The sequence below is a fragment of the Streptomyces cinerochromogenes genome, assembly GCF_014648635.1.
GTDB classification, from domain to species: domain Bacteria; phylum Actinomycetota; class Actinomycetes; order Streptomycetales; family Streptomycetaceae; genus Streptomyces; species Streptomyces cinerochromogenes.
In genome coordinates, this window is the sequence record NZ_BMRM01000029.1 from 51,892 (window position 1) to 65,390 (window position 13,499).

Annotated in this window: 12 protein-coding genes; 8 read left to right on the top strand and 4 right to left on the bottom strand. The window is 73.2% G+C overall.

Annotation, left to right across the window (positions count from 1 at the left end; genetic code table 11):
• Positions 1–47: 47 nt before the first annotated feature.
• From IEZ20_RS36560 to IEZ20_RS36570, 3 genes are all read right to left on the bottom strand, one after another.
• Positions 48–737, bottom strand: coding sequence for a response regulator transcription factor (locus IEZ20_RS36560; protein WP_189306893.1), 690 nt, complete (start codon positions 735–737; stop codon positions 48–50).
• Positions 734–1,981, bottom strand: a complete 1,248-nt coding sequence (locus IEZ20_RS36565) for an IS701 family transposase (RefSeq protein WP_189306895.1) — start codon at positions 1,979–1,981, stop codon at positions 734–736. Before IEZ20_RS36565 ends, IEZ20_RS36560 begins: the two co-directional genes overlap by 4 nt.
• A gap of 341 nt (positions 1,982–2,322) precedes the next feature.
• Positions 2,323–3,564: an MFS transporter gene (locus tag IEZ20_RS36570; protein WP_189306897.1), complete on the bottom strand. Its 1,242-nt coding sequence runs from the start codon at positions 3,562–3,564 to the stop codon at positions 2,323–2,325.
• Between the two features lie 267 nt (positions 3,565–3,831).
• Here IEZ20_RS36570 and IEZ20_RS36575 point away from each other — a divergent pair, with 267 nt between their 5' ends.
• Positions 3,832–7,269, top strand: coding sequence for an AfsR/SARP family transcriptional regulator (locus tag IEZ20_RS36575; RefSeq protein WP_189306899.1), 3,438 nt, complete (start codon positions 3,832–3,834; stop codon positions 7,267–7,269).
• A 14-nt stretch (positions 7,270–7,283) separates the two neighbouring features.
• Here the strand turns inward: IEZ20_RS36575 and IEZ20_RS36580 are convergent, their stop codons facing one another.
• Positions 7,284–7,679 (bottom strand): MerR family transcriptional regulator, encoded by a 396-nt coding sequence (locus tag IEZ20_RS36580; RefSeq protein WP_189306901.1) that lies wholly within the window; start codon positions 7,677–7,679, stop codon positions 7,284–7,286.
• A 101-nt stretch (positions 7,680–7,780) separates the two neighbouring features.
• On the opposite strand from IEZ20_RS36580, the gene IEZ20_RS36585 reads away from it, so the two are divergent.
• From IEZ20_RS36585 to IEZ20_RS36615, 7 genes are all read left to right on the top strand, one after another.
• Positions 7,781–8,521 carry an SDR family NAD(P)-dependent oxidoreductase gene (locus IEZ20_RS36585; protein ID WP_189306903.1) on the top strand — a complete coding sequence of 247 codons (741 nt, stop codon included), beginning with the start codon at positions 7,781–7,783 and terminating at the stop codon, positions 8,519–8,521.
• Between the two features lie 259 nt (positions 8,522–8,780).
• Entirely contained in the window at positions 8,781–9,932 is a 1,152-nt protein-coding gene (locus IEZ20_RS36590) for a hydroxymethylglutaryl-CoA lyase-like TIM-barrel protein (protein WP_189306905.1), read from the top strand.
• Positions 9,933–10,019: 87 nt separating this feature from the next.
• The gene (locus tag IEZ20_RS36595) at positions 10,020–10,205 is read left to right on the top strand and encodes a lysine biosynthesis protein LysW (RefSeq protein ID WP_189306907.1); all 186 of its coding nucleotides are present in this window, start codon (positions 10,020–10,022) and stop codon (positions 10,203–10,205) included.
• A 1-nt stretch (position 10,206) separates the two neighbouring features.
• A complete protein-coding gene (locus IEZ20_RS36600; RefSeq protein ID WP_189306909.1) occupies positions 10,207–11,055 on the top strand; it encodes an ATP-grasp domain-containing protein in 849 nt (282 codons plus the stop codon).
• Positions 11,052–12,110 (top strand): N-acetyl-gamma-glutamyl-phosphate reductase, encoded by a 1,059-nt coding sequence (gene argC, locus IEZ20_RS36605; RefSeq protein ID WP_189306911.1) that lies wholly within the window; start codon positions 11,052–11,054, stop codon positions 12,108–12,110. The genes IEZ20_RS36600 and argC overlap by 4 nt, the downstream gene beginning before the upstream one ends.
• Positions 12,107–12,910, top strand: coding sequence for an amino acid kinase family protein (locus tag IEZ20_RS36610; protein WP_189306913.1), 804 nt, complete (start codon positions 12,107–12,109; stop codon positions 12,908–12,910). The genes argC and IEZ20_RS36610 overlap by 4 nt, the downstream gene beginning before the upstream one ends.
• Positions 12,911–12,921: 11 nt before the next feature.
• Positions 12,922–13,485, top strand: a complete 564-nt coding sequence (locus tag IEZ20_RS36615; RefSeq protein ID WP_189306915.1) for a type 1 glutamine amidotransferase — start codon at positions 12,922–12,924, stop codon at positions 13,483–13,485.
• Positions 13,486–13,499 lie beyond the last annotated feature (14 nt).

Sequence of the window (13,499 nt, forward strand, 5' to 3'; positions counted from 1 at the left end):
GACCGGCACCGCGTGTGCCCGGGGCCCTGGGCAGCGGGCCGGGCGGGTCAGCCCGCGGACACCTCCGGGAGCTGCCCGACGTGCCCCATGCGGTAGCCGACCCCGCGGACCGTGATGATCCAGCGGCTGGAGCCGAGTTTCGCCCGCAGGCTGCTCACGTGCGTGTCGATGGTGCGGCTGGTGCTCACCCAGTTGCTGCCCCAGACCTTGGCCATCAGCTCCTTGCGCGACACGACGGAGTCGGGCCGGGCGGCCAGGGTGTAGAGCAACTCGAACTCCGTGGCCGTCACGTCGACGACACGGTCGCGCAGCCGCACCTCCCGCGTCCGCGGGTCGATGTGCAGCGGCCGGAGCGAGATGCTGTCGGCGCCGACGGAGTGCGGACGGGTGCGCCGCAGCACCGCTTCGATCCGCGCGCCGATCTCCCGCGGACTCCAGGTCCTCAGCACGCAGTCGTCCGCTCCCGCCTTGAGCGCGAGCACCCTTTCCAGTTCGTTGTCCCGGTGCGTGCAGGCGATCAGCGGAATATCGCTTTCCGCCCGCAGGGTGCGGCAGACCTCCAGTCCGTCGATGTCGGGCAGGTCCAGGGAGAGCAGCACCAGATCGGCGTCATGGTAGGAACGCAGGATCCGTGCGCCCCGGTCGACGGTGTGGGCGGCGTAGCCCTGCCGGCGCAGATCACCCGCCGTAGCCTCGGCCGCGGTGGCGTCCGGCTCCACGACCAGCACTCTCTTCACGCTCCCAGGCCTTTCGCTCCGGCGTCCGCCCAGTAGCCCGCGGCATCGGTGCCGGCCGCGGCCAGCCCCGTGGCCGGCGCGGGGACGGCGCCGGGAGCGCCGTACAGCTGCTGGTAGGCGTACGCTGCCGAGACCATGGTCATGTGGTGGTGCCAGCCGGGGAAGGAACGGCCCTCGAAGTCGAGCACACCGAATCCCTCCCGCAGCACGGCCACGGTCCGGCGGGCGAGGGCCTGGCTCCAGGCCAGCGCCAGGACCTCCTCCACGCCCCGGCCCATCAGGCTGGTGACCCAGTACCGGGACGGCTGGGCGCCGTCGGCGGAGAGCTGTTCGAGGATGTGGTACGCCCGCGGGACGCCGTCCTTGGCGGCCCCGCGCTGGGACAGACGGACCGGCCCCGTGTACACGTTGACCCGTACGGCCCGGGAGATCCCGTGCTCGGTGGGGCGCAGGAGCACATGCGGCTGCCGGGCGTGCGGTTCCTCCATCAGCTCGCCGACCGTGATCACCCTCGGGGAGGGACGTCCGACGAGGACGATCTGCCCGGAGTCGACCTCGCACACGAAGTCGAGCCCCCGGCGGGCGAGTCCGGCCATGACACCGCTCGCGTCGTCGCACCGCTGCGTCAGGTTCAGCACCCAGGGCGCCGTGGGCAGCGGCGGGTGCGCCGCGGTGACCCCGGCGGCGAAGCCGAGGACGAACGCCCCCACGGGGCGCCCGGTCTCCGTGTCCGGTATCCGCGCCCGGCGCCTGCGCAGATCGTCCCAGTCCCAGGCTCCGTCGAGGACGAGGCTCCAGTCGACGGGGAAGCACCGGGAGCCCGTCGACAGGAAGAGCCCCACACCGCGCTGGCAGTTGACGGTGCGTCCGGTCGCTTGGTCCAGGCGACGGTGCACCCCCACCGAGTGCTCGCCCTGCTTCGGGATCAGGACGTCGGCGACCGTCCAGGCGTACGCCGGCCGGTGCGCCGCGATGGTCCGGCCGAGCGCGCGGCGCACCGGTTCCCAGCCCCAGGTGCTGCTGTTGATGAACTGGTGCAGACCGTGCGCCGCCCCGGCCGGCAGTAAGCCGGCCTCGGCCATGCGGCGCGGGGTCTTCTTGCCGGGGGTGTGGATCAGCCCCCACAAGTAGGCCCGGGCCCAGCGGCGTTGTTCCGCCCGGTGCAGTGGATTGAATACGCTTTCAACAAACGTTTGTATGCGCTCGCGATCCCCGGCAGCGACGCGCACTCCCAATGACGACATGTTGAACTACGCCCCCTCGCAGTCGTGTCGCCCCACAGTGTCCGTGTGGATGTACGGGCAGTCGTACGAGGGACAAAGCTACCGGCTGCATCGCCAAATTCACGCGTCGTGCTGTCACTTTGACATTTCGGCCGCTGACCAGCGGGAACAGGGTCGGGGGAGGGGTGCGGCCGAGGTCGGTCAGGAGGCCGGTGAAAGCCCTTGCGCCCCTCCCGCGACCCGCGGAAGGAGACCGGTTTCCACTGGTCAGGCAGCGTGAGGCGGGTATTCCGCCCAAGGCCGGTGCCACTGGCCAAGAAGGTCCGGAAGAAAGCCCGCGAACCATCACCGGTGTATGAACATCACGTTGCGCGCCGTCGCGCCGGGAAGCCGTGACGGCGCGCGGCGAGCACCACGGCCAACACCGGCACCAGGAGCAGCAGCACCGTCCAGGGGAAGGAACCGCTGCCCGTCGCGTCGAGCAGCACACCGCCCAGCACGCCGCCGCCGGCCATGGCCACGTTCCAGAGCGTGACGAGCATCGCCTGCGCCGCGTCGGCCTGGTCGCCGCCCGCGTCGCCGACGGCGGTCTGCAGCAGGGTGGGCAGTCCGCCCCAGCCCAGCCCCCACAGGGCGGCGGCGACGTACACCAGGGGGCCGCCGTCGCTCAGCACCGCGAGCAGCGCGGCGGCGGCAGCCACCAGCAGGGTGCTGGCGACGGTCAGCGCGCGCAGCCGGTGCTGGATCCGGGCGCCCACGATCCAGATGCCGAGCAGCGAGGTGACACCGAAGGCGAGCAGGACCAGATCGGTCTGGCCGCCCATGTCCAGGCCGTCCAGGAAGGTGGCGATGTACGCGTACAGCACCGTGTGGGCGAGCACGAAGACGAGCGTCACGAAGAGCACCGGGCGCACACCCGGGACACCCAGCGCCCGCAGCATCCGGGGGCGTTCGCCCTGCCGCAGGCCCGGGTAGTCGGGCACGGCGACGGTGATCCACAGCAGTAGCACCACCGTGAGCGCCGTCATCGCCAGGAACGCCCAGCGCCAGCCGAGGGCCTGGCCGAGGAAGGTCCCGGCGGGCACGCCGAGGGAGAGCGCCACCGGGATGCCCGCCATGGCGACGGCGATGGCCCGGCCCTGGAGGGGGGCCGGTGCCATGCGGCGCGCGTAGCCGGCGAGCAGGGCCCACGCGAGGCCCGCGGCGACGCCCGCGAGGAAGCGGGCCACCATCGTCAGGCCGTAGACGGACGACAGGGCCGTGACCGTGTTGGCCACGGCGAAGCCCGCGACGGCGGTGAGCAGCAGCCGCTTGCGCCGCCAGCCCGCGGTGGCCGCCGTCAGCGGGATCGCGGTGAGCGCGGTGCCGATGGCGTAGATCGTGACCGTCTGCCCCGTCGCGGACTCGCTCACCCTCAGGTCGTGGCTCATGTCGGGGAGCAGGCCCGCGGGCAGCGTCTCGGTCAGGCTGGTGACGAACACCGCGGTGGCCAGGGCGAGCAGTGCGAGCATCGGCAGTCTCTGCCGCGGCTCCTCGCCCGCCCGCCCGGTGGGCGGCGCGGCACCGGGGGCGGCAGCGGCGGCGGTTTCGGGTGAGGCGCTCATGGGGTGTACTCCGTATCTGCTGGTGCGAAGCCCGGGGGCGCGGCCGGGGAGGAGGGGGCCTGCCGTGACGCCGCCGGGCACACCCGGCAGCCGGACATCCGGGGAGTCACGACTGTGCGCGCGGCCACTTCGGGAATGCTTCGGAAAGCCTTCGGGAACGCTTCGGAGCCGGTGCCGGAACGGGTCGGGGCCGGTGTCGGAACGGATCGGGCCCAGGGCGGAACCGGAACCGAGCGGACGCATTACGGAACGGGTACGGTGGTGCACATGCGGTTAGGGGTGCTCGGACCACTCGCGGTGTGGGACGACGACGGGGAGCAGCTTCAGGTCCCCGAGACCAAGGTGCGGGCGCTGCTGGCGGATCTGCTCGCGCACGACGGCGGCCCCGTCTCCGCGGACCGGCTCATCGACGACCTGTGGGGCGACCGTCTCCCCGGCAATCCGGCGGGCGCGCTGCAGGCCAAGGTCTCGCAGCTGCGCCGGGTGCTCGGCCGGGAACGGCTGCTGCGGCAGCCGCCGGGGTACGGGCTGCGGCTCGGCCCCGCCGACGACGTGGACGCCGACCGCTTCGGCCGGCTCGTCGCCGAGGCACGCTCCGTCGCGGACCCGCGGAGGCGGGCCGGCCTGCTCACCGAGGCCCTCGGACTGTGGCGGGGGCCGGCGTACGCGGACTTCGCCGACGAGGGGTTCGTCCGCGCGGCCCGGGAGTGCCTCGCGGAACAGCGGCTGGCCGTGCTGGAGGAGCGGGCCGAGGCACGCCTGGCGGCGGGGGACCACCTGCTGCTCGCCGGCGAACTGGCCGCGCTCGTGACCGAGCACCCGTTGCGGGAGCGGCTGCGGGCCGTGCAGATGCGGGCGCTGTACCGGGCCGGCCACCAGGGCGAGGCCCTCGCGTCGTACGAGGACCTGCGCACCCGCCTCGCCACCGAACTGGGCGCCTGCCCCGCCCCCGCCCTGAGCGCCCTCCACCAGGCCATGCTCCGCCAGGACCCGGACCTGGACGCGACGCTGCCCTCCACGGCTCCGCCCCACCCCGGTTCCTCGTACGCCGCGGTGGCGCCCACCGCCTCCCCGTCCGCCCGACCGGCACCGCCGACCCCCACGGCGCTTACGACCCCCGCGGCGCTTACGACCCCCACGACGCCTACGATCCCCACCACGCCTACGCCCCCCACTACGCGCACGACCCCCACGGCTCCCACGACCCCCGCCTCCGCCCACCCAGGTGCGCACCCCGACGTCCCGCGGGCCGCCGCCCCGTCGGCCACCCTTCCCGTGCCCCTCACCGCGCTCATCGGCCGGGAGGAGGCGCTCGGGCGGATCTCCCGGATGCTCGGGCGGCAGCGGCTCGTGACCCTCACCGGGCCCGGTGGGGTCGGCAAGACCCGCCTGGCCGTGGCCGCCGCGCACGACGCGGTGACCGGTGGCGGGGAGCTGCCCGACGGGGCCTGGTTCGTGGAGTTCGCGGGGGTGCGCAGTGCCGGCCCGGACGACCTCGCCGGCCTCGTCGCCGCGACCCTCGGCATCCGGGACGACGCCCCCTCCGCCCCGCCCGCCACCGGCACCGGGGCCGCCTCCCCCGTGCACCGGCTGACCGCCGCCCTGCGTGACCGCCGTACCCTGCTGGTGCTGGACAACTGCGAACACGTCGTCGCGGCCACCGCCGAGCTGGTCGCGCTGCTCCTGCGCAGCGCCCCGCAGCTGCGCATCCTCACCACCAGCCAGGAACCGCTGGCCCTGGCCGGCGAGGCCGTGTTCCTGGTCGAGCCGCTCCCCACCCCGGACGCCGTACGCCTGTTCACCGAGCGGGCCGCCGCCTGCGCGCCCGGTTTCCGGCTCGGCGCGGGCGAAGGGCCCGAGCACGCCGCCGTGGCCGAGATCTGCCGCCGCCTGGACGGCATCCCGCTCGCCCTGGAACTGGCGGCGACCCGGGTGCGCGCCCTGGGCGTGAGGGAGCTGGCCGCCCGCCTCGGCGACCGGTTCCGGGTGCTGACCTCCGGGCAGCGGGGCGCGCCGGCCCGCCAGCAGACCCTGCGCGCGATGATCGACTGGAGCTGGGAGCTGCTCAGTCCGCCCGAACGCCTCGTCCTCAGCCGTCTCGCCGTGCACCGCGACGGCTGCGGCCTCGACGCGGCGGAGGCGGTGTGCGCGGGGGAGGGCGTGGCCGGCGCCGATGTGCTCGACCTCGTCACCCGGCTGGTGGAGAAGTCCCTCGTGGTCGTCACGGACGGCCCCGCCGGCCCCCGCTACCGCCTCCTGGAGTCCGTCGCCGCCTACGCCACCGAGCGGTTGCACGAGACCGCCGACGAGGCCGCGGCCCGCGAACGCCACCTGCACCACTACCTCGCGCTCGCCGAACGCGCCGAGCACCGGCTGCGCGGTCCCGGGCAGCGGGACTGGCTCGCCCGCCTGGACACCGAGGCGTGCAACCTGCGCGCCGCCCTCGACGAGGCGGTGCGACGGGCCGCCGACGGGCGCAGCGAGGAGGCCGTCCGGCTCGCCACCGCCCTGTCCTGGTGGTGGCTGCTGCGCGGCCGGCTCACCGAGGGTCGCCGCGCCCTGGCCGCCGTCCTCGCGGCCACCGCCGGCCACTGCGACCCGGAACTCGCCCTGCTGCACTCCGGGTTCGTGCTGCTGACCGGGGAGCGCACGGTGACCTGCTGCGCCGACGCCGTACCCGACCCCGTGCGCCGCGCCCGGGCGCTGTGGCTGAACGCCTACGGCAGGTTCAGCGTCGGCGACCTGGACGGCAGCCGTGCGCTGAACACCCGCGCGCTCCTGCACTTCGAGGCCGCGGACGAGCAGTGGGGCATCGCCGCGGCGCTGGGCCTGCGGGCGGCGCTCGCCCTGGTCCGCGGGGACCTGGACGGCCTGGCCCGCGACGGACGGCGCAGCCGCGCCCTCTTCCGCGAGCTGGGCGACCGCTGGGGCGAACTGCAGACCGTCTCACCGCTCGCCGCGCTCGCCGAGATCAAGGGGGAGTACGCACAGGCGGCGCACCGCCAGCACGAGGGGCTCCAGATCGCCCGGGAGCTGAGCCTGGAGGCCGAGGTGTCGGCCCGGCTGTCCGGGCTCGGCCGGCTCGCCCTGCTCGCCCAGGACTTCGACCGCGCCCGCGAACTGCATGAGCAGGCCCGCCGTATCGCCGTCGAACAGGGCTACAAGTACGGCGAGATCCACGCGGACATGGGCCTGGCGCTCGGCGCGCGGCGCTCCGGGGACATCGACGCGGCCGAGGCGCACCTGCTGCGCATCCGCGACGCCCACGCCGACGTCTCCTCACCGGCCGGTGACCATCTGCTCCACGCCGAGCTCGGGTTCATCGCCGAACTCCGCGGCGACGCCGCCCGGTCCGCCGCCCACCACCTGCGCGGTCTGCGCATCGCCCGCCGGCTGGACGAGCCGCGCGCCCTCGCCCTCTCCCTGGAGGGCCTCGCCGGCACGGCCGCGCTGTGCGGGCACCGCTCCGGCGCCACCTGCGCGGCCCTGCTCCTCGGCGCCGCCCACGCCGCGCGCCGCAGCGTGGGCGCACCCCTGCCCCCCGCGGAACGCGGTGACGCCGACCGGATCACCGCGGCGGCCCAGGGCGTCCTGGGCGGGCGGGCCTTCACCGAGGCGTTCGAGCGCGGTGCGTGGCTGGGCCCCGCCGAGGCGGAGCACCACGCCCGCACCGCCCTGGCCGCACTGGCGGACAAGGCGGCCTGAACCGCCCCGGGAGGTCAGCCGCCGCCTGTGCCGGACAGCGCGGCGGCGCCCAGGCCTTCCGAGGCGGTGCTGATGATGCCGTCCAGGACGTCGCGGGAGCGGACCAGGTCGGCGATCATCCGGTCGAGCCGGTCGCGTTCCGCGGTCAGCTCGTCCACGAGCCGGGGGGTCGCGCTCGCGCTCGGTGTGCCGTCGCCGTCGCGCATGCACGGCAGCAGCTGGGCGATCTTCTTGCTGTTCAGTCCGGCGGCGTAGAGCGCCTGGATGCGGACGACCCGGTCGACGGCCCACTCGCCGTAGTCGCGGTGGCCGCCGGGGGTCCGTTCGGCGGTGAGCAGCCCCTGGGCCTCGTAGTAGCGCAGCGACCGCTCGCTCACCCCGCTGCGCCTGGCCAGTTCACCGATCCGCATCTTCCGGCCCCTTGCCGTCGTGGAGGACTTGAATCTCACACCGGTGTCAACTTCTAGCGTAGCGGTGCGACGAACATCGAGCCGTCTACGGAGGAAGTCCCATGAGTGACCTGACCGGCAAAGTGGCGTTGGTGACCGGCGGCAGCCGCGGTATCGGCGCGGCGGTGGCGAAGCGGCTGGCCGACGCGGGTGCCGCGGTCGCGCTGACCTACGTGCAGGCGGAGGACCAGGCCCGCGGGGTCGCCAAGAGCATCGAGGAGAACGGCGGCAGGGCCGCGGTCGTCCGGGCCGACCTGACCCGGCCGAACGACGCGGCCGAGGCCGTGGAGCAGACGGTGCGCGAGCTGGGCGGCATCGACATCCTGGTGAACAACGCGGGCTTCCTCGCCTACGGCCCGCTGGACGAGGTGACCACCGAGTACCTCGACAAGGTGCTCGCCGCCGACGTCCGGTCGGTGTTCCTGGCCTCCCAGGCCGCCGCCCGGCACATGGGCGACGGCGGCCGGATCATCAGCATCGGCTCCTGCTTCAACGGCAGGGTCCCCGCCGGGAACTTCGTCCTCCAGGCGATGGCCAAGACCGCGCTCGTCGGCCTGACCAAGGGCCTCGCCCGGGAGCTGGGGCCGCGCGGGATCACCGCCACCGTCGTGGACCCGGGCCCGATCGACACCGACATGAACCCGGCCGACGGTGACTCCGCCGAGTGGCAGGCCTCCCTCACCGCCCTGGGCCGCTACGGCGAGGCCGAGGACATCGCCGCCGCGGTGGCCTACCTGGCGGGCCCGGCCGGCCGCTACATCACCGGTACCGCCCTCGCCGTGGACGGCGGATACACCGCCTGACGGACCCCGTCCCCGTACGACGGCCCCGAAACCGCTCCCGCCGGCCCAGCCGGCGGGAGCGGTTTTCATTCAAAGGAAAACAACAAGCGGTTCCCGGAATGGTCCGTTTCCGAGAATCATTCGCACTTCTTGGCGGGCCTGACATTCCCTGACAGCCCTTGACACAGCTCTGACAGAGCGGCCACCGCTTCTTTGCACGGGGGCGCGCAGCATGTTCCGTGTCGAAAAGGAAGCAGGCTCTGGAAAAGGAGGGAACGCAATGGCTGAATCAGAGAACGAGGACAGCCTTCCGCAGCCGCCCCGTCTGTCCGACGCGACCCTGCGCGACTCCGCCCACATGGGAGGCGTCGAATTCGGTCCGAAGGACGCCACGGTCATCTCCGAGCTGTTGGTGAGGACCGGTGTCGACCTGGTCGAGGTCGGCATGGTCTCCGGCCCGAACTCCAAGGACGCCGACCTGGTCCTCGCCACGCACGAGACGATCGGCCCCGAGCGCAGCATGACCCTCGTGGTGGTGCGCGACCGCGAGCAGGTCAAGAAGGCCCTGGACGAGGCCGAGCGCCTGGGCGTGCGGCACATCATGTACTCCATCCCCACCTCCGAGCAGCACGCCAAGCTGAAACTCGGCTCGCCCAGCGCCAAGTTCCTCCACGTGCTGGCGCGTTCGGCGATCGAGCAGGCCAAGGAGCGCGGCTTCCACGTCACGTTCAGCGGTGAGGACGGCGCCCGCACCCCCAAGGGCCGGCTCGTGCCCTACGTCACCGCGGGCTTCGAGGCCGGAGCCGACCGGTTCCGGCTCGCCGAGACCGTCGCCTACCTCTCGCCCTGGCAGATGGAGGAGGTGATCTCCGACCTCACCGCCATCGACGGCTCCGAGATCGAGATCCACTCCCACAACATGCTCGGCATGGCCGTCGCCAACTCCCTCGCCGCCGTCCGCGCGGGAGCCCAGTGGATCTCGGCCACCGTCGGCGGCATCGGCGAGCGCGGCGGCAACGCCCCCCTGGCCGAGCTGCTCACCTCGCTGCGCGTCGTCCACGGCGACACCCGCTTCGACCTGACCCACCTCACGGAGCTGTCCCGGGCGGCCCTCAGGGGAGCCGGTCTCGGCAGCGCCTTCCAGTCCGGCCCGACGACGCCGCACGCCTTCGCCTACGAGCTGCCGGGCCAGCTGAGCCACCCGGAGGCGTACGAGACGCTGCCGGCCGAACTCGTCGGCAACACCCGGGAGCTGCGGGTCCGCACCCGCCTCACCCCCGCCCTCGTCACGTGGGCACTGGCCGGCTCGGACATCGACGTCGACGCCGAAGCCTTCACCGCCTGGCTCGTCCGGCGGCAGGAGAGCAACGGCGCCCCCGTGCTGGACCAGGAGGCGGTCCGCAAGGCCGCCATCGACTTCCAGGCCGCCTGAGCGCGTCCCGCGCCGCGACCGCACGAACCCTCTCTCCCTTCTCCCGCCCCCTCACCCTTCACCCCTCACCGTGAACGGAGTTCTGCGATGAGCACCGCTGTTCTCACCGGCTCGTGCCCCGAGTGCGAGACCGACCTGACCGTGCCCGAGATGGTCGAGGGCGAGACGCTGTCCTGCCCCGAGTGCATGCTGACCCTGCGCATCGAGGGCATCGACGGCGGCCGGCTGACCCTCCAGATGGTCGAGGTCCAGCTCCGCGACTGGGGCCAGTGACATGGCCAACCGAGTCGCCATCGTCGCGGACCGGGTCGGCTGGGAGGAACGCCGGCTGATCGAGACCGCCCAGGACTTCGGCCTGCGGATCGACTGGGTCAACGACGAGTCCCTGTGCGCCGGCCACCGCGACGCCCTCTCCGTCAAGGGCTACGACGCGCTCATGGTGCGCAGCCGCAGCTACACCCGGGGCGGCCTGATCGCCACCCTCGCCGAGGCCGACGGCTTCCGCGTCCTCAACTCCGCCTCCGCGATCCACTCCTGCGAGAACAAGCTCGTCCTGCGCGCCGTCCTGCGCGAGGCCGGTGTCCCGGTGCCGGACTTCCGGCTCGCCCTGTCCCGCAAGGACTTCGAGAAGGCACTGGACGAGCTGGGCGTGCCGGTCGTGCTCAAGCCGGTCTACGGCGGGATGGGCAAGCGGGTGACCCTGGTCCGCGACGCCGACCTGGCGCAGTCCGTCTACGACTACGTCGAGGACCTCGGCCACGCCTTCGAGCAGGCCTGCCTGGTGGAGCCCTACCTGGGCGGCGGCTCGATCCGCTGCCTGGTCGTCGGCCGGGAGATCGTCGCCGCCGCGGAGTTCGAGAGCGCGGGCGCCGACTGGCGCAGCAACGCGGCCCTCGGCAACCAGAGCCGGGCCCTCGCCCACGACCCCGACGTGCAGAAGATCGTGGACGGCGTCGTGGACCGGCTCGGCAGCGGCATCTACGGGGTCGACCTGTTCAAGACCCCGGCCGGCTATCTCGTCAACGAGGTCAACCACGCCCCCGCCTGGCGGGGAGTGGCCTCCACGACCGGGGTCGACATCGCGTCGGTCGTGGTCCGTCACGTCCAGGAGACACTCGAATGATCCGTGTGGGAATCGTCGGCGCCTCCGGGCTCGCCGGCGGCGAACTCATCAGGCTGGTCACCCAGCACCCCGAGATGGAACTGACCTTCCTGGGCGGCGACTCCAGCGCGGGCCGGCGGCCGGCCGAGCTGCACCCGGGGCTCCGTCTCGACCTGGGCCTGACCGTCGAGCCCGTCACGGCCGACCGGGTGGCCGAGCGGTGCGACGTGGTGTTCCTCGCCACGCCCGCCCCGGTCTCCGCCCGGCTCGCCGCGGAACTCGCCGACCGCGTCCCCTGCGTGGCCGACCTCAGCGGCGCCTTCCGGATCCGCACCCCGGAGCTGCACGAACGCTGGTACCCGAAGGCCGAGCGGACCACCGGGCTGGCCGACCGCTTCGTGTACGGGGTGCCGGAACTGGTCGGCGACCAGCTGGTGGACGCCGCCCTGATCTCGGTGCCCGGCTGCTACGCCACCGCCATCACCCTGGGACTCGCCCCGCTCACTCTAGGGCTCGGGCTGAACCTGCGGACCGTGGTGATCGACGGCAAGAGCGGTTCCAGCGGCGGCGGTCTGCAGATGCGCGTCCCGGACCTGCACCCGCTGCGCAACGGCGCCATCGCACCGTACGCCCCCACCGGCCACCGGCACGCCGCCGAGGTCAGCGACTTCCTGCAGCGCAGCAAGCCCGGCAGCGTCGGCTCCCTGGCCATGTCGGCGTACGGGGTGTCGCATGTGCGCGGACTGCTGGCCAGCTGCTACGTGTACCCCGACGAGCGGGTGGACCAGCGGGAACTCCAGCGCGCCTACCTCAGGTTCTACAAGGAGCACCGGTTCGTCCGGGTCCGCCGGCACAACGAGACGCTGATCCCGGTGCCCGACCCGCAGGCCGTGCTCGGCTCCAACTACTGCGACGTCACCGCCCTGCACGACCCGGACGGCGGCCGGATCGTCGTCCTCGCCGCCCTCGACAACCTGGTCAAGGGCGCCGCCGGCCAGGCCGTCCAGGCAGTGAACAAGCGCTTCCGCCTGCCCGAGGACACGGGCCTGACCATGCAGCCGGTGATGCCCGCATGAACGCGACACCGGCACAGCACCCCCCGACCGTGGTCAAGCTCGGCGGCAGCTGCCTGGCCGACCTCGACGGCGGCTGGTGGGACGACCTCGCGGGGCACGGACAGGAGCGGCCGCTGGTCCTCGTGCACGGCTGGTCCAAGCCGCTGAAGCAGCTCAGCCCCCGCTACAGCGAGCCCTCCGCGGTCCTGCGCGACCGCTACGGCAACCAGAGCCGCTGGACCACCCCCGAGGTCATCGAGGACATCAGGACCGTCAGCGCCGAGCTGGGCCGGGAGGTGCTGAAGCGGCTCGAACAGCGCGGCATCACCGCCCGGCGGCTGCTCGGCAGCGACGGCCTGGTCCGGGCCGGCGCCGGCGAGCGCTGGTGGTGGAAGGACAAGCAGCTGGTCGAGCTGGAGAACCTGGTCGGCCCGATCACCGGCGTCGACCCGGCGCCGCTGACCGGGCTGCGGCCCGGAGACGCCTGCCTGGTCACGCCGCTGGCCCGGAACGAGGCGGGCCAGGAGGTGAACACCGACGCCGACCGGGCCGCGGCCGCCATCGCCGGGGCCACCGGTGCCACCGACCTGATCCTCGTCACCGACGTCGCCCACCTGCTGATCGACGGCGAGCCGGTGTCCGAGATCACCGCCGAGGCGGCGGCCGCGTTCCGCGACAAGGGGGCCACCGGAGGCATGCGCAAGAAGCTGCGGGCCGCGGGCGAGGCCCTGGACCGGGGCGTGGAACGGGTCGTCATCGGCAGCGCACCGGTCACGGACCTGCTCGCCGCCCGCACCGGCACCGTCATCACCCGAACCTGAGGAGCACCACCGTGGCGAAAACCCGTGTGCTGGTCGTCAACAACCGCACCCTGTCCCTGAAACAGCTCCGCGGCCGCTTCGAAGCGCTGGGCTCGGACACCGACACCGTCGACGCGGCCTCCGTGCCCGCCCGGCTCGACGGCCGCTACCAGGCGATCGTCCTGAGCGGCACCAAGGTACGGGCCTACGACCAGGAGTACTACAAGCCGCTCGTGGACCTCGTCATGAACGCCGACGTCCCCGTGTTCGGGATCTGCGGCGGCATGCAGATCCTCGCGGTCGCGAACGGCGGACAGCTGGCCGAGGGCCCCCAGCGGGTCGGCGGCTACGAGGTCCAGGTCGACAAGGAAGAACCCCTCTTCAGCCATGTGAAGCCCACGGTGACGGTCTTCCACCGGCACACCCTCTACCTGGAGCAGGCCCCGGAGGGCTTCCGCTCCATCGGCCGCTCCGAGCACGCGCCCGTGGAGTTCCTGCGCTCCGACGACGGCCGGATCTACGGCTCCCAGGCGCACCTTGAGTTCCGCAGCGACGGCCTGGAGATCCTGCGGGGCTTCGCACAGCTCTACCAGTGAACGCACCTCACGAA